We start from the raw sequence: 23,872 nt of genomic DNA on the forward strand, positions 1-23,872 counted from the left end.
CGTGCTGGTGGGCGTCCAGGCGGTCAACATCTCCCGCCTGTCCACCCACCCCCTACCGATGATCAGCCAGGGTCTGGTCACTGTCGCCGGCCAAGGCCCGAAGGACTCCAACGGAGCTGGGAAGTCCTCCCTGATCGCCGCGCTCCGTTTGCTGCACGCCGACGAGCAATGGCGACCAGCCGGTGGCGCAGCAGGCGCGGCCGGGCTCGCCGGGTGGCCATCGGGTGGTCATCGGGTCATTTGCCCCAATGCGGCACCTGAATATGCTTCGTGACACAGTGGCCCTTGGAACCGCACAAACCGAGCTCGGCTCGGTAGCCGTACCATCCCTTGTTGTTCCGGGTCGGGCCGTAGGCGGGCGGCTTTGACACGAAATTAGTCCTTCCCGATCCCTGCCAGAGGAGCTCCTGCCACGTGCCGGTCTTGGGCTGGACGACCCACAGCTTCACCCAGTGCCAGCACTTGCCTTTTTGCAGCTGCGAGTAGGCGGTCGCCGCGGTGGGGTAGATATTGTGGATCATACCCGCCGTCTTGCACTTACCATCCTTCAGGTACACCAACTGGCCGTTGTTGACCTTCTGCCAGCTGGTGGCGTGCGCGGGGCCGCTCATCGCGGTCATGGCCATTGCCGCCGCACCGGCCGCAATGAAGCTGCGGAGAACAAGCTTTCTCGCCGTGCTTCCAGAGGACACTGAACTACTCCTTCAAGTCCGCGCTGATTGCGGAAATCTTCCCGTCCCACTTGTTCGAAGAACCGCTCCATCTTCCGGCGCCGTGATGGCGTCAGGTCCCTTACGATTGCGCAATCATCGGTGGATGCATATGAGGGTTCCCCGCAGGGTTCGTGTGTGTCTGTACCTAGGTACACTCATGTTGTACTCTGGGGCAGGATGAGCCTGGTGCGACAGTGGATACTTGATATGGCTCGCCTGCGCTGGGGAAAGTCGTGAGCCCGATACGGCCGGTGATTCTTGCCGCACTAACCAGCTTTGTTGGACGCGGCGAGTCGATGGACGAGGCGTGGCGGTTACTAAAGGTCGCCCGCTTGACCACCGTGGTCGGGCCTGGCGGGGTCGGTAAGACCCGGATGGCGTTGGAACTGGTCCGTCGTGTCGAGGCCGACTACGACGCCGTCGCCATTGCGGACCTCGCCGAGCACAGCGGCGCTGAAGCGGTGGAGCACTGGCTGGTCAGCACGCTCGACCTCGGCGCTCATTCGGGCCGGCCCGCTCACGACCGGTTGATCGAATATCTGGGTGACAAGCGAGTGTTGCTGGTATTGGACAACTGCGAGCATGTGTGGGAGGCCGCCGGAGATGTGGTGTCCGCCTTGCTGGCCGACGCGCCGGAGCTGACGGTCGTCGCGACCAGCAGGCGCCCGCTCGAGATCGCCGGCGAGCACGTGCTTCGGGTGGCGCCGCTGGCGATACCGCCGCCTGGCGCCGACCGGGAGCAGGCAGCGCTCTCGGACGCCGTGCTCCTACTGCTGGATCGCGCACGCGCGGCCGGCCGCCCGATCGCCGATGATCGTTGCTGGGACACCGTCCTGGACCTTGTTCGCTGGTCCGGTGGCCTGCCGCTGGTGTTGGAACTCATCGCGGCCCGGCTGGGCGGGGGACTGTCTCCGGACACGATCATGCAGCGGCTGGACGGCGGCCGGCTGTTGAAAGGCGTGGGCCGCGGGATGTCACCGCGGCACAGGGCGCTCTGGGATGTGCTTGAGTGGTCCTACCGGGTGTGCTCTGCGGGCGAGCAGCGGTTGTGGGCCCGATTGAGCGTGTTCTCCGGCGGATTCGATCTCGCGATGGCCGAACAGGTCTGCGGTGACCCTGACGGGATAGTGGCGACCCCCTTGGTGGTGGACCTGCTCACCGGACTGGTACGGCAATCGGTGCTCATCGCGGACTCAGCCGGCCGCTTCCGGCAGTTGCCGCCGATGCGCGAATACGGGTTGCGCCAACTCCAAGCCCTCGGCGAGGAGGAAATGACACGCGAGCGGCACTGCGCACTCATAGCCCGGCTGGCCGCCGAAGCCGTCGAGCGGCCTTACGGCCCATCAGGGCTGACCACATTTCACCAGGTACGGCGAGAGATCCCCAATATCCGGTCGGCGCTGTCCTTTTGTGATTCCCCGGGGCGGGCCGGAACCGGACTGCGTATCGCCGCCGACATCACCCAGCTCGGCTTCTCGTTCTTCGCCGCGTTCCTGGACGAGATGTGCGCCTGGCTCGAGATCTTCCTCACCCGTATAACACCGGCACCCTCACCGGACCGGGTCGATGCGCTGGCCATGCTCACCCTGATGCGCCTGTGGCAGGGCGACCAGGACCGGGCCGACATACATCGGCAGGAGTGCCTCGACCAGGCCGGGCGGCTGGAGGCCGCCGCCGACGATCTGCCGATCGTCTCGTTCATGGAGGGCATGCACCTGTTCCTGGCGCACAGCGACTCCGGCTGCCTGGCACCACTGACACAGGCCTGTGACGCGTTCAACGCCAAGAACGCGCGGGCCGCGGCATTCCGGGCCCGGATCTGGCTGGCGGTCGCGGCGGGCTTCCTCGCCCCTGGCCACATCGCCGATCAGGCCGCCGCCGAATGCCTGAACGATGCACAGGCCCACGGTGGCGCCTGGTCGATCAGCTGGGCGCTGTGGGCTCAAGGGCGGGCATCACACGCCGATCCCGGCCTCGCCATCCCCCTGCTCCAACAGGCTCTCCAGCTGATGATCGACATGGGCGACCAGCCTATGGGCGCCAACATGTGCGTGGAAGCCATCGCATGGGAACGGGCCGCGCAGGGCCACGCCCTTCCCGCGGCCAAACTCCTCGGTGCGGTGGCAGGGATCCAGCAGAGCACCGGCGTCGTGATCAGAGGCCCTGGCCCCTTCCGGCGGGAACGCGAACACTCGGTATCGCGCATACGAGCAACTCTCGGCGATGAGGCATGCACCGCAGCCCTGCACGAGGGGAACAAGCTGCGAGCCGAGGAAATTTACACGCTGGCACTCTCGGACATCGACCGGCCGCCAGGCTGTCAGAGCGATCACCCCCTCGGCGCCCCCGTCGCGCTCGACGCTCTCACTAGGCGTCAACAGCAAATCGCGCAACTTATCACCCAAGGCCTCAGTAACAGACAGATCGCCAAAGAATTGAACATTTCGCAGCGGACTGTGGAAAACCACCTGGCACAGATTTTCGTACGGCTCGACGTGCACAACCGAGCGCAGGTCGCAGCATGGACCACTACACAGACATAGCCGACGAGCCACGTCGGTCACCGCGGCAGCATGCTGATCCAGCACGTCGTGGCTCATGCCGGCCCACCCCGCAGCACTTCGGGATCAACCCTGAAGCCCGACCAGTGTGAGAGCCAGGGGCGTCGTCGACCACTACAGAGCGTGACATCGATGATGTAACCGTTACGCGTAACACCCCGAACTTCCCCGAACCAGGCCGACTGCTCCTGATCGGTCCGTAGCCCTCCGCACCCAGCTCCAGCGGGCACCGATACGCTTTTTTCGCTGCTCAGGCGAGGGAAGCCGGGTTGACCCGGGAAAACAGCGGGTCTTGCCAGGGTTGGATCAAGGCCAAGACGGGAATCTTGTCTCAACTCCCGCATTCCCCTTCCGACCTGCGCTAACGCATAGCTGACCGACGGCTGTTACACCAGCCCTTACGTCAGCGCTAGCGCAGCTCGAAGGAGGCAGCGTGAGACTCAAGGGTGTACCGACGATCGAGACGCTCAAGGCGACCAGGCGCAGCCCGCAGCGGTTCCGCGTCCGGTGGAATCAGGGAAGCAGAAGCTTTACCGACACCGACCAGAGGGAGGTCCTGCGCTTCGCCCTGGACCTGGTCGCCAACGGCTACCGCGATCCTCGCGAACTCGGCAAGACCTACGGCAGCCAGTCGCGGCAGACGCAGCGCTCCGCCGCCAAGCCGGCGAAGACCGAGACCCGCACGTTCCGGGCGGTCGCCGAAAAGTATCTCACGACCCGCACCGCCGATCCGGGCTACCTCCGTAAATACCGCTACGCCCTGAACAAGCATGCCTACCCGCGCTTCGGCGACAAACCCATCAAGGACATCATCGTAGAAGACATCGACGAGATCGCACTCGAATCCGGACTGGCGCCCGACACTCTCCAAGTCTTGATCGGCGGCAGGCTGTCACCAATCTTCAACTATGCCATCGACCGCGAATGGCGCGAACGCGCCAACCCCTGCCGGGCCACCCTCAAGCAGATCAACGTCAAACGCACGATGAAACCCACGCTCGAATTGCAGGACGCGCCGATGTTCTTCGACCACTGCTACGGCGTATCCGAATTGCTCGGCGACTTCGCAATACTGCTCTATGGCACCGGTCTTCGATGGCAAGAGGCAGCGGCCCTTACGGTCGGCTCAATAAACCTTGAGCGCCGCGTAGTCCGGATACGCCAAGTCGAGCGAGCAGGCATCAAGGGCGGCAAAAGAATCGCTACCGACAGAGGGAAATCCGATAGCGGCTTTCGAGACGTTCCCCTCCCCCGCCGAGACGACGACCCCCTCATCGCCATGATCAAACGCCGAATCCAGGCCCGTAAAGCGAGTGAATGGCTCTTCACGAGCCCGCGCGGCAAGCGAATCTACCGGAGCCTGGTCGAACGCGGCTTCAAAAAGGCACGCGACGCGGCCATGACAGAGGACGGCTACGGCATCCACATAACTCCGCACGCTCTACGACGTGGATTCGGCCACGCCGTCGGGGACCGCAACGCAAGCGAAGATACGGTCAAAAAACTTCTCGGCCACAAACGATTCACTGGCGCCACGAGCCGCTACGCATTTGATCGCCTGACCGATGAACAGGTGAAAGAACTCCAGCCCTTCATCGCTGATCTCACCTGGCGCGAAAGCGACGGCAAGAAGGCACAAAGACGGTATCCGCGGCTGCGTCCAGCCGCTTGAACCACCCGTCACGACCGACGACATGTGACCACGCGCCAGCGATCAACTTTTCGCCGCACCGTACGGCGCATCAAGAAAGTCCTCTAAGCCTCGCCCGCCTGATCTACCACGCCTGAGCGATTACTGACGCACTGCTGACCCATCGCCCATATCGTGCCTGTTTTCTACCGGGTGTCGGGTTCTCGGCACTCGGTCCGGGGATCAGGCGCGCATATGCGAAAACAACCCCTCTCCCCCATTCCTCACGCTCTGGCCGCCCGGCGTCGGCGGCCAGAGCAGAAGGGCCGACCAGCAATGACCAACCCGAACCGGGACAACCAGCGACGCGCGGCCCGCCGCGCCGCCCGCACCACCGAAACCAGCGAATACGCCGCGTTCGTCCTGCGGGTCGTCAAAAGCCTCGGTGACCGGATCGCTGACGACCCGGCCATGCTCGCCCACGTCCCCGACATTCAGCAGGCCATCACCGACAACATCAACCGCGGGATCTACACCGCCAACAACAAAACCTGGCAGCCCTACTCTCTCGCCGAAATGGGCCGGATCATGGGCTGCAGCTATCAGGCCATCCAGCAACGCGGCAAACGAGGTGAAGCCGTCCACGTCAAACTCCAGGCCACCCTCGCCGACGGAGCCGTGATCCGCATCGCCGACGTACGAGCCCAACGCGCTGCCGCACTCGCCGCCGCCCACCTCGACGATGTCACCGGATCGGCCCGCGAACGCAACATGTTGAAAGCGACCGGAACAGAGGACTCCCACAAGCGCGAATAACCAGCGTCCCGCGTCGGGCCAGCGTCAGAGCCGGGCCGGCCGGTTGGGGCGGCAGGCTGGCATTGCCGCCCCAACCGGCCGGCCAGACAATCACTGCCCGCACAGCCAAGCTCCGCCCAGGCCTTGGCACGTGACGCATCCCCTATCAACCGGAGGGACAGCACGCCCATCGGCGAGCCGTCGAATGTGACCAGCACACGGGACGTACCGTTCGGGAACTTGAGACACACACCGACCGCACACTTCCCGTGGCCGCGGGTCGATCTACCAGCATCCATCACGTGCTCAGCATGGAGGGCAAGCCGTAGCTGAGTGCCACGTGGGCCCGCGGCGCCGCCGACAGGTGCGACAGAACACAGCCCCCTGCCCAGACCTGGTTTGCGGTCCGGCCGAGCAGCGGCCCCTACCTGACTAAGAGGTCCTAGGCCGTGTTTCGTGGATCATTGGACGGGATCGCGGAGCCAGATCTTGATGGACGCGACGTCGATCGTGCCCTGGTAGATGACCTCCCGCTTGTCGAAGCGCGTGGCCACGGCGCGGAACTGCCGCAGCTTGTTGACGCAGCGCTCGACGGTGTTGCGCTCCTTGTAACGTTCGGCGTCGAAGTTGGGCGGACGACCGCCGGACGAGCCGCGCTTGAGCCGGTTGGCCTTCTGGTCCTCCTTGATCGGGATGACTGCCTGGATCTTGTGTTCGCGCAGGTAGGCGCGGTTGGCCTTGGAGGAGTACGCCTTGTCGGCCATGGCACGTGCAGGCCGCTTGCGTGGCCGGCCCAAGCCTCGGCGCGGGATGCGGATCGCATCCATCAGCGGGATGAACCGCGGGGAGTCGCCGTACTGGCCCGGGGTGGTCAGCTTGGTGATCGGACGGCAGCGCCGGTCGGCGACCAGGTGAATTTTGGTGGTCAGGCCGCCTCTCGAGCGCCCCAGCCCCTCACGGTTCTTGCCGGGATTCTTGTGATTCGATGCCGCCCCCCGCGCGGTGGTCGCGGGCCGGGTCGTCCTTGGCCGGAGTGTGCGGTGCTCCGGCGGCGTGCTGGTGGGCGCGGGCGATGGTGGAATCGGCCGACACCGTCCAGTCCTTGCCTTCGGCCTCGTCGCACCCGGCGCGCAGCCGATCCAGCGCCCTCGCCCACGTTCCGTCGCGTGACCAGCGGCGATGCCGCTTGTAGACGGTCTGCCACTTGCCGTACTGGGTGGGCAGGTCCCGCCAGGGGCAGCCGGTCCGGGTCCGCCAGAACACCCCGTTGATCGTGCGACGGTGGTCGGCCCACCGGCCGCCACGGCCCGGGTTGGATGGCAGCAGTGGCTCCAGCCACTCCCATTCCTCATCGGAAAGGTCATGTCGATCAAGCACACATCAGGACATACAGGACGAGCCGCTCAAGATCCAGGAAACACGCCCAAACAGAATGATCAGCGGACGAGGCGTCGCCAGCAGATGATGGCGGCGGCCAAAGTCATGAACGCCTCGTGGATGTCGTCGCGGATCTCCCAGCGGATGCGCAGGCGGCGGAACCAGTGGAGCAGGCCGATCGTGCGTTCCACGACGTAGCGGTGGACACCCAGCCCGGAGCCGTGGGCAATACCGCGCCGTGCGATCACGGGCTTGATGCCCTTCTTCCAGACCTTGCGCCGGTACTTGTCATGGTCATAGCCCCGGTCGGCGTACAACTGCTCAGGCCGGCGGCGGGGTCGTCCGACGCGTCCGCGGACCGGTGGGATCGCTTCGATCAGCGGGAGGAGCTGGGTGATGTCGTTGCGGTTGCCGCCGGTCAGGCTGAGGGCCAGCGGGATTCCGTGCGCTTCGGTGATGACGTGGTGCTTCGAGCCCGTCCGTGCGCGGTCGACCGGGCTCGGTCCGGTTTTGGGCCGCCCTTGAGCGCCCGCACGTGCGAGCTGTCGATCACCGCCCGGGACCAGCCCAGCTTCCCAGCGGCGTGCAACTCGGCCAGCAGCACCTGGTGCAGCCGGTCCCACACCCCGGCCTCGTGCCATTCGGCCAGGCGGCGCCAGCAGGTCATCCCCGACCCGAACCCCAGCTCCTGAGGCAGGAACTCCCACGCGATCCCGGTGTGCAGCACGAACAAGATCCCGCACAACACCTTGCGGTCATCCAGCCGTTTGCGGCCCGGGTGGTGCGTGCGGCGTTCCACCTTCGGCAGCAACGGCTCGATCCGCTCCCACAAGCTGTCCCGCACGATCCACGGCGGCTGCTCACCCTTCCTCACGAAAGATGATCAAACCTGTCCACCCGCCACCGGGGGGGCCGAAGTGATCATTTCGTTAGGACCTCTAAGAGATCTGCACGGCGATCCCTGGGGGTCCCCGCCCCGCCGCCGGGGACCCCCAGGGTCTGACACGAAAATAAGGACACTACGCAGGCTGGGTGGCTGGGACGGGGTCGAAGCGGACGGTGAAGCCGAGGCTGTTGGCTTCCTTGGCCATCCGGCGTAGCGCGCGGTCGGGGTTGCGGCGGGTGAAGTGGTCGGCGCCGAGGTCGCGGTAGGGCTGTTGGTCGTGCAGGACGTGCCAGATGGCGATCGCGAGTTTGTGCATCACCGCGACCAGGGCGCGTTTGCCGCCTCTGCGGGCGGCGATGCGGCGGTAGAACACCGAGAGGTAGGAGCATTTGTCGCGGATCGCTGCCATGGCGGCGGTGCCGAGCAGGCGTTTGAGGTTGCTGTTGCCGGGCCGTGAGCGGCCGGACTTGTTCACCCCGGCGGACTCGTTCTGCCCGGGGCAGACTCCGATCCAGGAGGCCAAGTGCTGGGCGGAGGCGAAGCGGCGCATGTCTGCGCCGGTCTCGGCGATGATGACCTCGGCGGCGAGCTGGCCCACTCCCGGGATCGTGTCCAGGTGTTCCAGCTCTTGTTGACGGTCGGCCAGAGCCTGGCTGATCCGCTGGTCCAGCGTGGCGACGAGCGCGTTCAGGTGGTCGATCTGGTCGAGGTAGTGCCGGACCATGAAGGCGTGGTGTGCGGTGAAGTCCCCATCCAGCGCCTCGATCAGCTCCGGTATCTTGCGGCGGGCCTTGGCGCGCGCCATGTCGGCCAGGCGGTGGGGGTCGCGCTCGCCGGCGATCAGAGCCTCCAGGATGGCCCGGCCGCTGGTGCCGACGATGTTGCTCAGCACCGATGACAGCTTCATCCCGGTATCTTCCAGTTCCTTCTCCAGGCGTTGGACCTCTTGGCCGGCGGCCCGGATCAGCTCGGTGCGGCGGCGGGTCAGGTCCCTCAGCTCCCGGACCCGGCGATCAGGGCGCCCGCAACCAGGAATCCACCACTCCGGTGAACCGGTCGATCTTGCGCGGCTGGGTGCCCTTACGCGACGGCGCCGCCGGCGGGGCCGACTCCTCGGCCTCCAGATACTTCTTGACCGTCTTCCAGTCATGCCCGGTCTCCCGGGCGATCGCCGCGATACTCACCCCCGACGCATGCAGCGCACGGAATCTTCGGATGTTCATCCAATCCCTCGAATCCAGGATCATGGACAGCGGTCACCCTTCGGCTTCGTCTGCTTGGTCGCTGACGAACCGAAGGGTGATCAACTACTCCAACCGACACGTACACGACGCGCCGACAACCCTGGACATCACGCCGTACCCGGCTCAGGAGATGAGGTCGTACGCGGACACCAGGGCCACGTAGATGGGCCGGTTGGCGACTTGGCCATCGCGGATCTTGACCTGGATGGCGTCCAGGAAGATGACCGGGTAGACGGCGTCGAGCGGCCGGTTCTGCCATTCGGTCATGCCGTCGATGACCTTGTCGGTGATGGTGGAGATGGTCTGCTTGGACACGTTCGCGCCATAGACCTCGGCCAGGTGCGCGGAGATTTCCCCGTGGGTCAGGCCTTTGGCGCTCAGCGACAGGACCATCTCATCGACCCCGCTCAACCTGCGCTGCCGCTTGGCCACGATCTGCGGCTCGAAGCTGCCCTCCCGGTCCCGGGGCACCTCGATCTCCACCGGCCCGATGTCGGTGGTCACCGTCTTGGACCGACGCCCGTTCCGGGAGTTCCCGCTGCTGTTGCCGGCCGGGTCGTGCTTGTCAGTGGGGTCGGCCTGGGGCGCGGTGCCGGTGTTGCCACCGGTCCGTTTCCCCAGACCGCCCGCCCGAACCGGACGTGCGGCTTTCACCGCATCCGGCTCTCCACGCGTTCATGCCGCTGGGGACGCTGTTCGTTCTGACCAGGGTGTCGGGATGTTGTATCCCCGCCAGCGTTGGTGCACGGTGGCGACCATTGCCGGGTTGAACAATTCGATCCCTTCCGCGACGATCCGGTATCCGTCGGTGAATACCTTGCGTCGTATCTGTTTCCACGACAAGCGGCCGTGCCGTTTACGGAGCCACCGAGCGACTCGCCACCACAGATAGTGGTTGAGATAGCCGAAGGTTCCGCTGGAACTGCCGTACTTGAAGTAGTGACACCAGCCCCGCACCACCGAGTTCACCCGGAGGAGCAGGGCCTTAAGGTCAGGATGGGCTTTCTGGCATGTCAACGTCCGCACCTTCGTCTTGATGCTCCTCAGAGCCTTCTTCGACGGGTAGGTGTAGACGTGGCGTTGGCTGGTTCCCCTCTTGCGACGCCACCGGATGTGATAGCCCAAGAAATCGAACCCTTCCCCGAGGTGGACTACCTTGGTCTTTTCCTCCGAGAGCCGTAGCCCCATCGGAGCCAAGAGATCGGCAATGTCTTGCCGCAGTTGTTCGGCGTCGTTACGGGTTCCAGCGACCATCACGACCCAATCGTCCGCGTAGCGGATCAGCCGCCAGTTCGCCAGTCCCTTCTGCCGACGCCGGAACCGTGCGTTGCCGTCCTTCATGCTCGCCCGCCACACGCCGACGAAGTAGTCGTCCAGCACGGACAAGGCGATGTTGGCCAGCAACGGCGACAGGATGCCTCCTTGGGGAGTACCGGTCCTGGTCTCCTGACGTTCGCCGAGTTCGGTGAGGATCCCGGCTTTGCAGAACGCCTTCACCAGCGCGAGCACGCGTTTGTCTCCGATCCTGCGCCGCACCCGGTCCATGAGGGCCGCGTGGTCGATGGTGTCGAAGCACGCTTCGATGTCCCCCTCCAGCACCCAGTGATATTTGCGGCTGCCGAAGTGGTGAATCTCCGCCAGAGCATCGTGCGCCCGCCGGTTCGGCCGGAACCCATACGAACACGGCTGGAAGTCGCGTTCGAAAATGGGTTCCAAGACCAGTTTCAGCGATGCCTGAACGACCCTGTCCGCCATGGTCGGTATGCCGAGCCGCCGGAGTTTCCCTCCCGATTTCGGGATCATCCGTTCGCGGACCGGCACCGGCCGGAACGTGCGGGACCGTAGTTGATCCCGCAAGTCGTCCAGGAACGCCAACACGCCCGGATCGGTCTCGATATCGCGGGCGGTTCGCCCGTCGATCCCGGCCGTGCGTGCCCCGGTGTTGCCGCGGACCCGTTCCCACGCGATCAGCAGGAAATCCGGGTCCGTCACCAGATTGAACAAATCATCAAACCGGCGATTACGATCCTCGCCGGCCCACCGGTGCAGCTTCGTCTGCATCCCCAGTACCCGCCGCTCCGCCCAATACGGGTCCGGATCGGTCGGTTCACCGGTATTCACCGGCGACCTCCTGGCCTTGCAGTCCTTCTACTGCACGAACTCGCTGCCGTCCTTCCCCATGTGACCGGCTTTCCCGGCCTCGCAGTACTACGACGGCTCCGCCCGACCCGGCACCTTCGGTCGACGACGCACCTATCCCACCCCCCGGCCTGTCTGACCGGACACCGGAGCAGTGCCGAATCGTTCCCACGTTCACTGGCGACCCCTCGATGGAGGAGGTGCCCGGCTTTGCCCCTGCGGCCTCGCTGCGGGTACGCCGTAGACCTTCCCCGCAACCTCCCGGCCGGAAGGCTACGACCGGCTCCAGGAGTTCCCCACCCACGCCAACACGCAGCGGGTACGCACCGCCAACCCAGGCCATATCCGCCAGGTTTGACCTGGTGATCACCTTGAGAAGCTTTACAACACCGGTTCCTCACGTGCACCGTTCCATCTCGCAAACCGGACCCGAGCCATCTGGCAGTCCTGGCACGTCCCGGCCTTGTCAAGGCTGCTCCCACCCTCACCCGCGTCTCCGAGATCAGGCTGCCTCCTGCTTCAAGCGGCCCGCTACGACGAGCCACCGACAGCGGAATCCCACCGCTGCAAGGTCAACCAGCGCCTCGTGGCGCGCTAGCCGAGGTGCTCGGTCATCTCACCTTCCAGCGCCGACTCCAGCACCCGCTTGGTCAGCTGCTGCAACAGCCCGCCCTCACCGACCAGATCCAGCCCCTGCGCCCGGGCTTGGGCGACCAGCTGATCGATCACATCACCGCCGGCCGGACCGGTGTCCTTGCTCTTGGCCGGCTTGCCGGACTCAGCCACCGCGGCGTCCGCCTTCACTTCAGTTGTCGTCATCGGAAGTAACTCCTTGATCAGGAGTTACACCGAAAACCGTACAGCCGCGGATGTTCTGTGAGGACGCCCTGCAGGCGTGAAAATTGGGGGTGGTTGCTGTCCGCTGACGTCGAGTGTGACTGGTGCCCTATGAGCCCGTCGTACAGTCTGATCGCTGGGAGCCGCTCTTCTGGGGTCCTGCATTGTTGCCGTGAGCACGCGATTCCGTCTCATACGCCCCCGCCGGCTCCTGCGGGCAGCACCGCCTGGAATCGATCATTACGCGCGGGAAGCAGGACGAGCTCATGAGCGAGATCACCGAAGAGGGCGCGGAGCTGGTTCAGCGAGTGGCCGCCCTGGATGTGGGGAAGGCGTCGCTGGTGGCGTGTGTGCGGGTTCCGCACGAGACCGTGCCGGGGCGGCGGTGCCAGGAGGTCCGGACGTTCGCCACGATCTCCTCGGCTCTGCTGGGGTTGCGGGACTGGCTGGTGTGCCAGGGCGTGACCCGGTGCGTGATGGAGGCGACCTCTACCTACTGGAAACCGCCGTTCTACCTGCTCGAAGACGATATCGAGTGCTGGCTGGTCAACGCCCATGACGTCAAGCACGTGCCGGGGCGCCCCAAGACCGACAAGATCGATGCGGTCTGGTTGTGCAAGCTGGCCGAGCGCGGGATGCTGCGCCCCAGCTTCGTGCCGCCGCCGTGGCAGCGTGAGCTGCGTGATCTGTGCCGCTACCGGCGCACCTTGGTCCAAGAACGCACCCGTGAGAAACAGCGGGCCGAGAAACTGCTGGAGGACACCCAGATCAAACTCTCAGCCGTGATCACCGACATCTTCGGCGCGTCCGGTCGGGCGATGCTGGAGGCGCTGATCGCAGGTGAGTGCAACCCTCGGGTGCTCGCGCGGTTGGCCCAGGGCCGCATGCGGGTCAAGATCGGCGTCCTGCAGGAGGCGCTGACCGGTCACTTCCGCGACCACCACGGCTATCTGCTGCGGATGATGTGCGATCGCGTTGACGGGTTGAGCGCCCAGATCCGTCAGCTCGACACCCGCATCGACGATGCCTTGGCTCCGTTGGCGGCCCAGATGGCCCGGTTGGATGAGATCCCCGGTGTCGGCCTCCGAGGTGCTCAGGAGATCATCGCCGAGATCGGCGTGGACATGGGCCGCTTTCCGACCGCGGGTCACCTGGTGTCCTGGGCCAAGTTCGCGCCTAAGGTCAAGCAGTCGGCCGGCAAGACGCGATCGGCCTCTACCGGCAAGGGCAACCCTTGGCTGGGCGCCACCATCGGGGAAGCGGCGATGGGCGCCGCCCGCACCAAAACCTTCCTGGCATCGCGCTACAGACGCATCGCCAAACGACGCGGTAAAAGACGCGCCCTGGTCGCCGTGGGCAACTCCATCCTCACCGTCGCCTACCACCTGCTATCCGACCCCGACGCCTGCTTCAATGAGCTCGGCGCCGACTATCACGACCGGCTCGCGCCCCAACGACGCAAACGCCAGCTGATCCGCGAACTCGAACGTCTGTCCGGCAAGAAGGTCACCTTGCACGAGGCGGCCTGACCCAACAGCCCCACAACCCGGCTCCGCTATCGCTCCGCCGGGTGCTGCCGCTTGCCCAGCTGAGCACCGATTTTCGATTCAGTCCCGGCGACACGATGAGCCCGATCATCGGGTCCGGGCGGTGTCCGAGACCGTCAGGCTGTGCGACACCCCCGGCCGAGGGTGTCGCACAGCCTTGCCTTGAAGGTCGGGATGGGATGCGCCACCGCTCATGGCGCACCTGCCGTTTCCGGTTCCGGTGATCGGGACTACGCGGCCGCGGCGTTGGTCAGTATGGCGGCGTGGAGTGTGATGTTGCCGTCGGTGCCGCTGTAAGAGGTTTCTCCGAGGTAAGTGACGGTCAGTGTCTGTCCGGCGGATGCGGCGCTGAAGGTGAGGTCTGCCAGTCCGTATCCGTTGCCGGAGGGGGAGTCGAGATATCCCGTGTACGTAGTGGCACTGTGGTCACTGAGTGAGGCGGTCAATTTGCCTTTCGCCGACCATGCGCCCAGGTAGATCCGGAGCCGTTGTGGTGTGGTCGAGGCCGGCACGGTGATCTGGAAGCCGTTCGCGACCGAGCGGGTGAAGACGCCTGTTGGGGTGGCTGCGGCAGAGGCCGTCGGGGTTCCGCGAGTCCAACTGTAGGTGACTGGGCTGTCGGTGAGCTGGAGTACCGAGTTGCCGCCTACCTGTTCGAGGTTGCTGATCGCCGGTGTTACGCCTGCCTTGTGGTCGAAGCCGGCTGCGTTGGTGAGGCCCCAGTGTGCCCAGTCACGCGTTCCTTGCGCCGCGAGGTCGACCGTGCCGGCCGGCTGCTTGGCGACCGAGCCGGTTAGTGAGGCGCCGGTGGTGTCTCCTGAAGGAGTGAGGGTGTAGGTCGCGCCTGCGGTCGTGGTGAAGGTGTAGCCGTCATTGCTCTGGTTCGTGGCGACTCGGGCACCGGTCGAATCGGTGACCGTCATGGTCCGGCCAGGCCAGGGGTTGAGCACGGTCACCGGGCCGCCGGCGTTGTCCGCCGTCAGGGAGACGTTCGAGGCGTTAGTGCCGTCATAGTCGGCGCTGACCAGGAAGCCGCCCTGGGTGCGGAGCCGACTGAAGTGCGCCTTTTGGCCTGCGGGGTAGTCGGGGAACAGCCGTATGGTGCCGTTGATGGACTGCAGCAGCATCGCGTTGACGGCGTCGGTGGTACCGGCGGTCTCCAGGCCGCCGCCGCTTTGGTAGATGCTCAGGTTCGGCTGCATGTAGGAGTGGATGACGCTCTTGAGCTGGGCGAACAGGCCCGCTGCCGGGTAGCCGACACGTGCGGCGATGCCGAAGCTCTTGGCGAAGTTGTTGCCTTCGGTCCAGGAGTTCATCGCGTTCAAGGTGTTGATCGCGGCCTGCCGCTGCTCGGGAGAGGAGTCGAGGGTGAGGTCGTCGAAGGGGTGGATCCATTCGACGTTGCAGACGGTCCTGTTGATCAGCGACGAGAAATCGGTGTCGTAGTCGCTGTTGAAGACGGTGGCGCCGTTGTAGGTCGCCGTCGCGTAGGGCGGCAGGTTGTCGACGATGTTCTGCCAGGCGGCACGGCGGGAGGAGTCCACGTTGAGGATCTTGCTGTACTTCAGCGCCGACTTCAGGACGAGGTTGATCGCGCCGAGGTCGATCGAGTCGTCGTGTGTCCAGTCGCCCTCGTAGGCGGAGCCCATCAGGTGATACTTGCCGTCCGAGCCCTTCGGGCCAAGGTAGTCCTCCCAGAACCCGGCCAGCTGCACCAGGTACGGGTACAAGGTCCGGCGCAGGTAGGTGCGGTCGGGTGTGTACTCGTACCGGTAGATCATCGGGGTGGCGGCGTAGCTGGCGTCCGACGGCTGGTTCCACCAGTTGTACTCGACGGTCGAGCCCCACGGTCCGATGGCGACCGGGTACAGGTATCCGCGGGCATTGGCCGGGACGGCGTTCTTGAACTCCTGGGACACCCCGTCGCTGGTAGTAATGGACCGCAGCTTCTTGATGTTCGCCGCGCCGGCGCTCCGGTAGTCGAGAATCGTCTGGATGTAGGGGTCGGCGAGTTCGGGGCGGTTGCTGGAGAACGCCCCGTAGTAGGGAGCCTCGACGTTGTAGTTGAGGTGATAGTCGCCGTGCCAGGCGGCGGTGTCGGTGGTGATCCAGTTACCCCACAGTCCCGGTGCGTTGGAGCCGGTCCTTGCCGAACTGCCGAGAACGTACTGGCCTCCGTAGTAGAACTTCTCGACCTCGCTGTCGTAGACCCGGACGTATGACTTGAGCCAGTACGCCTTCCACCACGCCTGGTGAGCGGCCGAGATGGACGCCACCTTCGCCGCATCGACGCCGGCGACGGCAGTCTGCGCGTCGGCGACATGCGTGGTGGCGTTCTTGCCGCCGTTGACGGAGGAGACGACGGTGACGGTCTTCCGCGGCTCGACGGTGAACTCGGCCGTCGATTTCCCGGCCGAATTCGTGCTCGTGGTCGCTGTCGCGCCCAGGACCCGGGTGGCGACCGCGGCGCGGGCGACCCACTGGCTGCCGTCATCCTTCTGCGTCTCGCGGGAGGCCCACAGCGTCGAGCCACTGACTCCGGACGAGGCCGGGTAAACGGGGTTGTCGGCCTTCGTCCACACGTCGAGATCGAGGGTGACCGGGCTGGTCCCACTCGTGGTGACCTCGGTGATCAAAAAGTCTCCGGTGTCGGAAGGGTAGGTGCGTGTGTGGATCGGCGCCCCGTTGATCGTCAGGTCCGAGCGTACTTCGGCGTTCAGCAGGTCCTGGGTCTGTGAGTACGTCGTGCTGCTGTCGTTGCCGGAGGCCGTACGCAGGGTGAGCCCGCCGAGGGGGATCGGGCGCACGCCGTTGGCGCTGGAGTTGTTCCAGAAGTCGTTCTTGGACAGATAGAACGTCTCACTGTGCGTGTCGCCACCAACGACGGCACCAAGGTCTCCGTTGCCCAGCAGCGGCCCGTTGGAGAAGTAGTCGGTAACGGGCTTGGTCGGCGGCGCAGTCCATTTGCCGTTCAGGCTCGGCAGGAAGTCCTTGATCGCGTTCCAGTCGGCGGCGCTGTCGGCCGGGGCGGCGTGGGCGACGGTCGCTGCGGTGCCGTCGGGGCGGGCGGGGGCTGCCCAGCCGGCACTCTCGAGCGGCACGAGGGTGATCGCGGTGAGGAGCACCGTCACCCCGGCACGAATTCTGAATCTCATGACGATGTTGCTCTTTCTTCATGCCGCAGCGCGGCACTGCTGTGTGTTCGGCCCCCGAGGTGTACAGCTAGGTGGTGCATCCTCCGTTTCGCGGTCGTCGACGAAACCGGCGGTCACGCCGGTACGGGTTCGGTCAGACGTTTTTGTCATCTCGCCGGGTGAAGTCCGACACCGGTTTGTCGCTCATCGGACCGGGGGTGGCCGTGGGTATCAGAGGGCGACGACGGTCCCGGTGAGGCGGGCCCGCTCGGCGGCGAACACCACGCGGTGGCCGGCCACGCTCTCCTCGACAGACGAGAGGATCAACTCGGAGCGGCCAGTGTGCAGGGCGGTCACGAACGCCTGGACCAGCGCCGCGTCGCCGCCGGCGTGGCCTTCGGCGGCTGATGAGCCGTCCAGGGAGGTGTCGATCGTCGTGGTCCGTTCGGTGCGGAAGTCGTACAGGTGCAGGTAGCGGCCATCTCCCGTTAGCTGTCCCCGGGTGCCGAAGATCTTGGTGTGCCGGTTCTCCAGCGGGGTGAACGCGGTCATCGTGAATGTGGCGGTGGTGCCGCCCTCGTATTCGAGGTTGACGACCTGGTGGTCGACGACGTCGTTGTCGCCGGCGTAGACGCAACGTCCGTAGGGTCCCTCGGCGAGAGCTCTGGTGACGGCATCCTCGGTGAGTACGCCGCCGGTGATGATGTCGGTGAAGTATCGGCGGGTCCCGCCTTGGCGCAAACCATCCCGGTACATGCGGACCGCCGAGTAGGCACAGTCGAGCTCTACGGGGCAGTCCAGGCAGCGGTCGGTGGCGTGCGCAGGCCGCTGTGAGGAGCGGAAGTGCCGCAACCCGCCGAACGACGACACCCGGGTGGCAGGACGGCCGATGATGAAGCCGAGCCAGTCGATGTCGTGGCAGGACTTGGCGAGCAGCGCGAATGCGCTCTGTTCGGCGCGCCGCCAGTTGCCGCGCACGAAAGAGTGCGCGAAGTGGTAGTAGCCGATCGGCTCGAGGTGGTCGACGGTGACGATCTCGCCGATATCAGCAAGCAGCTCCCGTAGCGCCGCCGTATACGGCGTGTACCTCATCACGTGGCAAACCGCGATGGTCACGCCGTTGTGTGCCGCAGCCTGCCCGACGCCCTCAACCTCGACCTTTGTGGGCGCGATCGGCTTCTCCAGCAGGATGTCGTAGCCCTGACCGGCAAAGACGCGGGCCGGTTCCAGATGATCGGCGTCGAGCGTCGCGATCAGGACCGCGTCGGCGACCCTGCCTCGCTCGGCCAGTTCCTGCCAGGTATCGAAGACCAACTCGGAATCCAGAGCATGACGATCGGCGAAGGCCTCGCGGGCGGCGTCGCGCGGCTCGGCGACGGCCACGACTCGGACCTTGTCAGGCCAGCGCGTGGCGAGTTCTGCGTAAGCCGCTCCGCGCGCCCCGGCGCCGACCACGGCGAGCGTGACCGGGCGGTCGAGGGGCACGCCCTCATGGTCCCGAAGGTTGACATGCTTCATCTGCTGGCTCCCGCGGTAAGGCCTCTGTTTAGGGAAACGGCGTTGGAAGGCGAGGTATATGCCGACGGTGACGGCGGTGCCTTGGCACGGGCCGAAGATCGGGGCGGCCGCTCACGCGGCCCGCCCCGACCCAGGGGTGAGGGTCAGCTCATGACCTGGACTTCGGCGAGGGACAGCGGCCGGTCGGAACCGACCAGCTGGACGCGGACGTAACGGGCGGTCCGGCCGACGGGAAGGGGCAGTGACGTTGGCGCTGCGGCGCTCTGGTAGCTGCTCCACACGCCGGGCTGGTTCTTGGTGACATTCGGGTCGCTGGAGGTGAACGGTGTGTCGGAGGCGAAGACGTAGAAGTCGTGCAGTCGGGCGGAGCAGCAGTCGGTCCGGTTCCACAACTTGATCGTGCCGACGGGCTGGGACGAACCGAGATCGACCTGCCACCACGGGTCGGTATCCAGTGGACTCTCGGAGGTGTGGCTGACCGAGCCGTGGAAGAAGTCACCGTCAGTGTCTCCGTCGTTCGCCAGCACTGCGCTCGCGCCCGATACGAGCGTGCTGGACTGGGTGACGGGCTGGTTCAGCGCAAGGTTGCCGAAGACCTGGACTTCGGCCAGAGACAGCGGCCGGTCCGAACCCACCAACTGGACGCGGACATAGCGAGCGGTGCGGCCGACCGGCAAGGCCAGCGTCTGGCCGACCGCATTCGCCTGGAAGGAACTCCACACTCCGCTCTGGTTCTTGGTGACATTCGGGTCGCTGGAGGTGAAGGGGGTGTCGGAGGCGAAGACGTAGAAGTCGCGCAACCGATCAGAGCAGCAGTCCGTGCGGTTCCACAACTTGATCGAGCTGACGGGCTGAGATGAACCGAGATCGACCTGCCACCACGGGTTGGCATCCACCGGGGTGCCGGAGGTGTGGGTGACCGAACCGGATCCGAAGTCGCCGTTGGTGTTCCCGTCGATCGCCAGCGACGCGTCCGCGGGCGGGGCGCCCGGACGCGTGCTGGATTGGGTGGCCGTCTTGCCGATGGCGAGATTGCCGTCGATCTCGCGCACAGCCTGACCGACCTTCTTCAACTGCGCCATGGCCAGGTCGGAGATATGCCCGTTGTCACGGTTGTAGCCGACGTCCCAGGTCACCGCGCCGCCGACACGGACGACGTCCCGGGTGAGCGTGATGATCCGGTTGTCGCTGAAGGACATCGGCTGGTCCGGCGGGTCACCCCAGTCGCTCTGCGCCACGGCGAGGTACTGCAACTGCATCTGGGTGCCGCGGTTGCCGACCCAGCGACCATCTGTGCGGCGAGGCCAGTCGCCGGCGCCGGTTTCACCCGCGGTGAAGTCGGACTGGGTGGTCACTGATTTGAGAGGAGTCTGGGAGCCGGCGTTGAAGGAGACGAGCGCGTTGGGGTTGCCGCTGCGCAGGTTCGCCGCCATCTGGTCGTAGAACGGCTCCAGATCGTCGTAGTAGGAGCCGTCGACCCAGAAGCCGTCGACGTTGGACCCCCACTGCTGCGCCCACGTCTTCACGACGTTCAGCCAGTTGGCCTGGTAGGTCGCGTTGGGTGCCCCCCAGCCCTGATCCGCACCGCCGAGCTGGTGGCGGGCGTAGTCGTCGCGCATAATCGCGTCGTCGGTGATGTAGACGATGAGCTTGAGCCCTGCCTGGTGCATGGCGGAACCCAGGTCCTTGATGAGGTCCCGGCGCGACAGCCGAGAAGGATGGTCCGCCGTGGGCGGGACCAACCTGTCGTAGGTGGCATTCGGAGCGTCGTAGTAACCGGTGTTCTGCCCGACCGCGATCTGCAGCCAGCCCGCACCGGCCGACTTCAGTTGCTGGACGACACCCGCGACATCGTACTTATCCACCCGAGCGTTCCACTGCTCGACGGTCGGCATGTTGTTCGGGTAATCACTAAGAGCGCAACCTGCTGGGCAGCCCTCAGCAAGGTAGTGCGTCATGACACCGAACTTGCCCTGGCTCATCCAGTCGGTCGCCGAACCGCCGGCGGCCTGGGCTGACGCGGCCGGAACCGAGACCAAGCCGAGGCCGAGCAAAAGCGCGGCCAGTCTTGCCAGGATGGATCGGAGGGGTTTCATCGTGACTCCTACGAGCGGGGATGGGGTGGGAAGGCGCTGTGCAATAAGCGCATCACTGGTGGGCTCCGAGATCGGTGTGGTCGTGTCGGCTTCTGCGGTGGCGTTGTGAGGTCGTGCTTCGTGGAAGGGACCGGCCCGGTCCGGTGGCCTTGTTTCGGGGTGGGAGAAAGTCGTCAGATCTTTCGGGGCGTTGGTGCTGCGTGGCCGTGGCGGGCGGTCAGCCCTTGCTGGCCCCAGCGGTGAGGCCCTTGACGAAGTGTTTTTGGAAGGCGAGGTAGAAGATGAGGATGGGGAGGCTGGCCAGGAACATCAGCGCGAACACGGCGCCGTAGTCCTGCTGGTGTTCGCCGATGGCCCGGTAGATTCCGACGGTGACGGTGGTGCCCTGGGACGGGCCGAGGATGATCAGCGGGTTGAGGAAGTCGTTCCAGATCCACACCCCGAGGAAGATCAGCACGCTGGCGGCGGCCGGCCGCAGCAGAGGGAACACGACCTGCCAGAAGGTCCGCAGCCGGTTCGCGCCGTCGAGTGCGGCCGCCTGTTCGAGTTCGATCGGGATGGTTTTGACGAACCCGGCAAAGACGAATACGCCGAATGGGACGTAGTAGCCCACGTTGACCAGGATGAGGCCGACGACGGATGTCATCAGCCCGGCGGCGCGCAGCACTTCGGTGATCGGCGCGATGATGACCGCGGGAGGGATCATCAGCCCGGCCAGCATGACGACCAGCATGATCCGGGCGCCGATGCCCTTGCCGCGGGCCAGGTAGTAGCCGCACATCGCGGACAGTACGGTCAGCGCGGTGATCGAGACGGCGGTGACCTCGATGCTGTTGATCAGGCCGTACCAGAACAGGTGGTCGGGGCGGGTGAGGACCGTGCGGATGTTGTTCAGCGTCGGGGGGATCGGCGGTGCGGCGGGCGCATCGACGATCTTGCCGCCGGGTTTGAAGACGTTGACCAGCACCAGGTAGAGCGGCAGGAAGAACACTACGGCGACGAAGGTGGAGACGAGTGGGCGCAGCCAGCCGCCGGTTTGTTTGGTCATGCGTTCACCTCACGGCGCTGGAGCAGGCGCAGGACGACGGTGGAGATGATCGCGACGAAGATGAGCATCACCACGGCGATCGCCGAGGCGTAGCCGATCCGGTTGCCCACCAGCCCGGTCTGGATGACGTCGAACGCGATCGTGCTGGTCGTGCCGTCGCCCGGCCCACCATTGGTGATGACCTGCACCTGGTCGTAGATCTTGAAGGTGTTGATGAGCAGCATGACGGTGTTGATGGTCACCGCCGGTGCCAGGAGCGGCCAGGTGATGTGGCGGAAACGTTCGAGCGGGGTGGCACCGTCGACGGCTGCGGCTTCGTGGAGTTCGTGTGGTACGGCTTGCAGCCCGGCCAGGTAGACCACGACGCAAAAGCCGATCATCTGCCAGGTGAGGATCCAGCACAGTGTGTACAGGGCCAGGTCGGGGTCGGACAGCCATCCGGGCGGGTGGGCGACGCCGAGTTCGCGGAGTGTGGTGTTGAGCAGGCCGTCGTCGGTGAGGATGGCCTGCCAGATGACGCTGACCACGACCGCGCTGAGCACGATGGGGGTGAAGAAGACGCTGCGCAGCGCGTTGTACAGCCAGCCGCGGCGGTCCAGCAGCACCGCGATCGCGAGCCCGATGGCGTTGGCGGCCACCGTCACCACCGCGGTGATGATGACGGTGTTGGTCAGTACCTTCCAGAAGTCGCCGTCGCCTGCCAGGAGCCGGTAGTTATGCAGTCCGACCCACCGGCTGGGTGGGTTGAAGGGGTTGCGGTTGGTCAGGCTGTAGTACGCCGAGATGCCGATCGGAACCAGCACGAAACAGGCATAGAGGGCCAGCGAGGGCAGGCCGAAGAGCCCGAAGTGGCCCAAGTGGCCCAGTGCGCGCGCCGGCCGTCCGCGACGGTGCCGCGACGGTCTTGCCGCGGGACGCCGCCGAGCCGGCAGGTCCCGCCTGGAGGCCCGGGTACGTGTCGCCGTCATCGCGGCGCTCTCCTTTCCGGGCGGTGCTCGGCGGTTGTCTTGGGCCGCCGAGCACCGCGGGGTCGTTCCTACTGGGTGGCCTTGGTCCACTCTTTGTCGAGGAACGCCGCGAACTGGGCGGCGGTCTTCTTGCCGGTGACCAGGTCCTGCACGCCCAGGGCCGCCTTGTCGGCCAGGCCGGCGGCCAGCGATCCGTCACCGTTCTCCTGGGAGAAGGCATTGGTGACGGTGCCCGACTTGAGCGCCTGGTCGTAGATCGCGAGGGTGGCCTGGTAGACCGGGCCCATGTCGGTGGGCGGCTGGTAGCCCTTGACCGCGATGATCGCGCCGTCGGATTTGACGACGGCGTCAAGGTTGGTCTTGTCGAGCTGGAACGCCAGCGCCCACTTCTTGGCCTTCGCCACGTCCGGGGCTTTGGCGCTGACGCTCAGCCCGCCGCCGGTATAGGCCGGCACCACCGGGGATCCGTCGTCGGTGGGCCAGGCGAACACGCCGACCTCAAAGGCGGGCTTCTTGGTGTCGGCGGACGCGGGGAACCACGACCCCATCGGGTACATGGCGCCCTTGCCGTCGCGGAAGGCCTTCTCGGTGTCGGGGTAGGAGCGGCTCAGCCCGGCCGGGTCGATGTAACCGTCCTTGGCCAGTTGGGCGACCTTGTTCACCGCCTTGACGAACGCGGAATCGGCGAAGGTCGTCTTGTTCGCGGCTCGTTCACCCAGCCACCCAGGGTTGGTCTTGTACACGTCGGTGGCGACCGTGGCGGTCAGCGGGTACATGTCCGCCCAGGTGTCCTTGCCGCCGCCGCCCAGCACGATCGGGTTGATGCCGTTGGCCTTGAGCTTCGCGCACACCTGCAGGAACTCGGCGTACGTCTTGGGCGGAGCGGTGATCCCGGCCTTCGCGAACAGTGCCTTGTTGTAATAGACCATCGGCACGGTCTGGGTGTTGTATGGCAGCTGGTAGCTCTTCCCGCCGAACGCGTTGGCCTTCGGCCACACGAACGGAGTCAGCTCCGCAGGCGTGAACGCGGCGAGCTTGCCCGCCTGAGCGAACCCGTTGAGGGTGAGCGCGGGCATGATGTCGGGCATCTGACCCGAAGCATCCAACTGCTTGACGTAAGCCGTCCGGTCGACGATGGGCGAGACCAATTTCTTGATCTTCACTCCGGGCACCTTGGCCGAGGCCCGCGCGATGGCCGCGTCCCAGTAGGCCGCGTTCAGGTTGGGCGTCTCGAAGGTCAGGAACGACAGCTCCACGACGCCGGCGCTGCTCTTGGGAGCGCTCGAGGTTCCGCCCGCGGTGCATCCGGTCAAGGCCGCCGCCGTGACCGCCCCGCTCGCGGCGAGGAATCTGCGACGATTCATTGCTGCTCCTAGTAA

Annotated in this window: 16 protein-coding genes and 2 pseudogenes; 4 read left to right on the top strand and 14 right to left on the bottom strand. The window is 65.7% G+C overall.

The annotated features are described in order from the left end of the window. Positions 1–236 precede the first annotated feature (236 nt). Positions 237–692, bottom strand: a complete 456-nt coding sequence (locus ACYVF7_RS31625; RefSeq protein ID WP_460347944.1) for a hypothetical protein — start codon at positions 690–692, stop codon at positions 237–239. Positions 693–1,045: 353 nt separating this feature from the next. Between ACYVF7_RS31625 and ACYVF7_RS31630 the strand changes: the two genes are divergently transcribed. From ACYVF7_RS31630 to ACYVF7_RS31640, 3 genes are all read left to right on the top strand, one after another. Then, positions 1,046–3,256, top strand: coding sequence for a helix-turn-helix transcriptional regulator (locus ACYVF7_RS31630; protein ID WP_460347946.1), 2,211 nt, complete (start codon positions 1,046–1,048; stop codon positions 3,254–3,256). 451 nt (positions 3,257–3,707) lie between these two features. After that, a complete protein-coding gene (locus tag ACYVF7_RS31635) occupies positions 3,708–4,946 on the top strand; it encodes a tyrosine-type recombinase/integrase (protein ID WP_460347948.1) in 1,239 nt (412 codons plus the stop codon). A 294-nt stretch (positions 4,947–5,240) separates the two neighbouring features. After that, complete coding sequence (locus tag ACYVF7_RS31640; protein ID WP_460347950.1) at positions 5,241–5,720, top strand: hypothetical protein; 480 nt, start codon at positions 5,241–5,243, stop codon at positions 5,718–5,720. Positions 5,721–6,160: 440 nt separating this feature from the next. Here the strand turns inward: ACYVF7_RS31640 and ACYVF7_RS31645 are convergent. The 7 genes and pseudogenes from ACYVF7_RS31645 to ACYVF7_RS31675 all read right to left on the bottom strand — a co-directional run. Further along, positions 6,161–7,076 (bottom strand): IS5 family transposase gene (locus tag ACYVF7_RS31645; protein ID WP_460347951.1). Its coding sequence is split into 2 segments (ribosomal slippage): positions 6,161–6,739 and positions 6,741–7,076, totalling 915 coding nucleotides; the frame shifts between segments, so codons are not numbered across the junction. A 59-nt stretch (positions 7,077–7,135) separates the two neighbouring features. Further along, positions 7,136–7,923 (bottom strand): IS5 family transposase gene (locus ACYVF7_RS31650; protein WP_460358196.1). Its coding sequence is split into 2 segments (ribosomal slippage): positions 7,136–7,590 and positions 7,590–7,923, totalling 789 coding nucleotides; the frame shifts between segments, so codons are not numbered across the junction. A gap of 172 nt (positions 7,924–8,095) precedes the next feature. Next, on the bottom strand, positions 8,096–8,998 hold the full coding sequence (locus tag ACYVF7_RS31655) for an IS110 family RNA-guided transposase (protein ID WP_460358198.1): 903 nt from the start codon (positions 8,996–8,998) through the stop codon (positions 8,096–8,098). Then, the gene (locus ACYVF7_RS31660; RefSeq protein ID WP_460358642.1) at positions 8,976–9,185 is read right to left on the bottom strand and encodes a hypothetical protein; all 210 of its coding nucleotides are present in this window, start codon (positions 9,183–9,185) and stop codon (positions 8,976–8,978) included. The genes ACYVF7_RS31655 and ACYVF7_RS31660 overlap by 23 nt, the downstream gene beginning before the upstream one ends. Before the next feature lie 171 nt (positions 9,186–9,356). Beyond that, positions 9,357–9,773 (bottom strand): annotated as a pseudogene (locus tag ACYVF7_RS31665) (IS256 family transposase); the annotation flags it as partial. A 108-nt stretch (positions 9,774–9,881) separates the two neighbouring features. Then, positions 9,882–11,327 (bottom strand): group II intron reverse transcriptase/maturase, encoded by a 1,446-nt coding sequence (ltrA, locus tag ACYVF7_RS31670; protein ID WP_460347952.1) that lies wholly within the window; start codon positions 11,325–11,327, stop codon positions 9,882–9,884. A gap of 615 nt (positions 11,328–11,942) precedes the next feature. After that, positions 11,943–12,164 (bottom strand): annotated as a pseudogene (locus ACYVF7_RS31675) (IS256 family transposase); the annotation flags it as partial. 284 nt (positions 12,165–12,448) lie between these two features. Here ACYVF7_RS31675 and ACYVF7_RS31680 point away from each other — a divergent pair. Continuing rightward, the gene (locus ACYVF7_RS31680) at positions 12,449–13,711 is read left to right on the top strand and encodes an IS110 family RNA-guided transposase (RefSeq protein ID WP_460347954.1); all 1,263 of its coding nucleotides are present in this window, start codon (positions 12,449–12,451) and stop codon (positions 13,709–13,711) included. 248 nt (positions 13,712–13,959) lie between these two features. On the opposite strand, the gene ACYVF7_RS31685 is transcribed toward ACYVF7_RS31680, so the two are convergent. The 6 genes from ACYVF7_RS31685 to ACYVF7_RS31710 form a co-directional block, all read right to left on the bottom strand. After that, positions 13,960–16,884, bottom strand: a complete 2,925-nt coding sequence (locus ACYVF7_RS31685; RefSeq protein ID WP_460347956.1) for a glycosyl hydrolase family 95 catalytic domain-containing protein — start codon at positions 16,882–16,884, stop codon at positions 13,960–13,962. 210 nt (positions 16,885–17,094) lie between these two features. Beyond that, a complete protein-coding gene (locus ACYVF7_RS31690) occupies positions 17,095–18,381 on the bottom strand; it encodes a Gfo/Idh/MocA family protein (RefSeq protein ID WP_460347957.1) in 1,287 nt (428 codons plus the stop codon). 143 nt (positions 18,382–18,524) lie between these two features. Next, entirely contained in the window at positions 18,525–20,477 is a 1,953-nt protein-coding gene (locus tag ACYVF7_RS31695; protein WP_460347959.1) for a galactose-binding domain-containing protein, read from the bottom strand. 217 nt (positions 20,478–20,694) lie between these two features. Next, positions 20,695–21,525, bottom strand: coding sequence for a carbohydrate ABC transporter permease (locus tag ACYVF7_RS31700; RefSeq protein ID WP_460347961.1), 831 nt, complete (start codon positions 21,523–21,525; stop codon positions 20,695–20,697). Continuing rightward, entirely contained in the window at positions 21,522–22,493 is a 972-nt protein-coding gene (locus ACYVF7_RS31705; protein WP_460347963.1) for a carbohydrate ABC transporter permease, read from the bottom strand. The genes ACYVF7_RS31700 and ACYVF7_RS31705 overlap by 4 nt, the downstream gene beginning before the upstream one ends. A gap of 68 nt (positions 22,494–22,561) precedes the next feature. Then, complete coding sequence (locus tag ACYVF7_RS31710) at positions 22,562–23,857, bottom strand: ABC transporter substrate-binding protein (RefSeq protein ID WP_460347965.1); 1,296 nt, start codon at positions 23,855–23,857, stop codon at positions 22,562–22,564. Positions 23,858–23,872: the final 15 nt, after the last annotated feature.

It is taken from the genome of Actinoallomurus acanthiterrae (assembly GCF_054775715.1).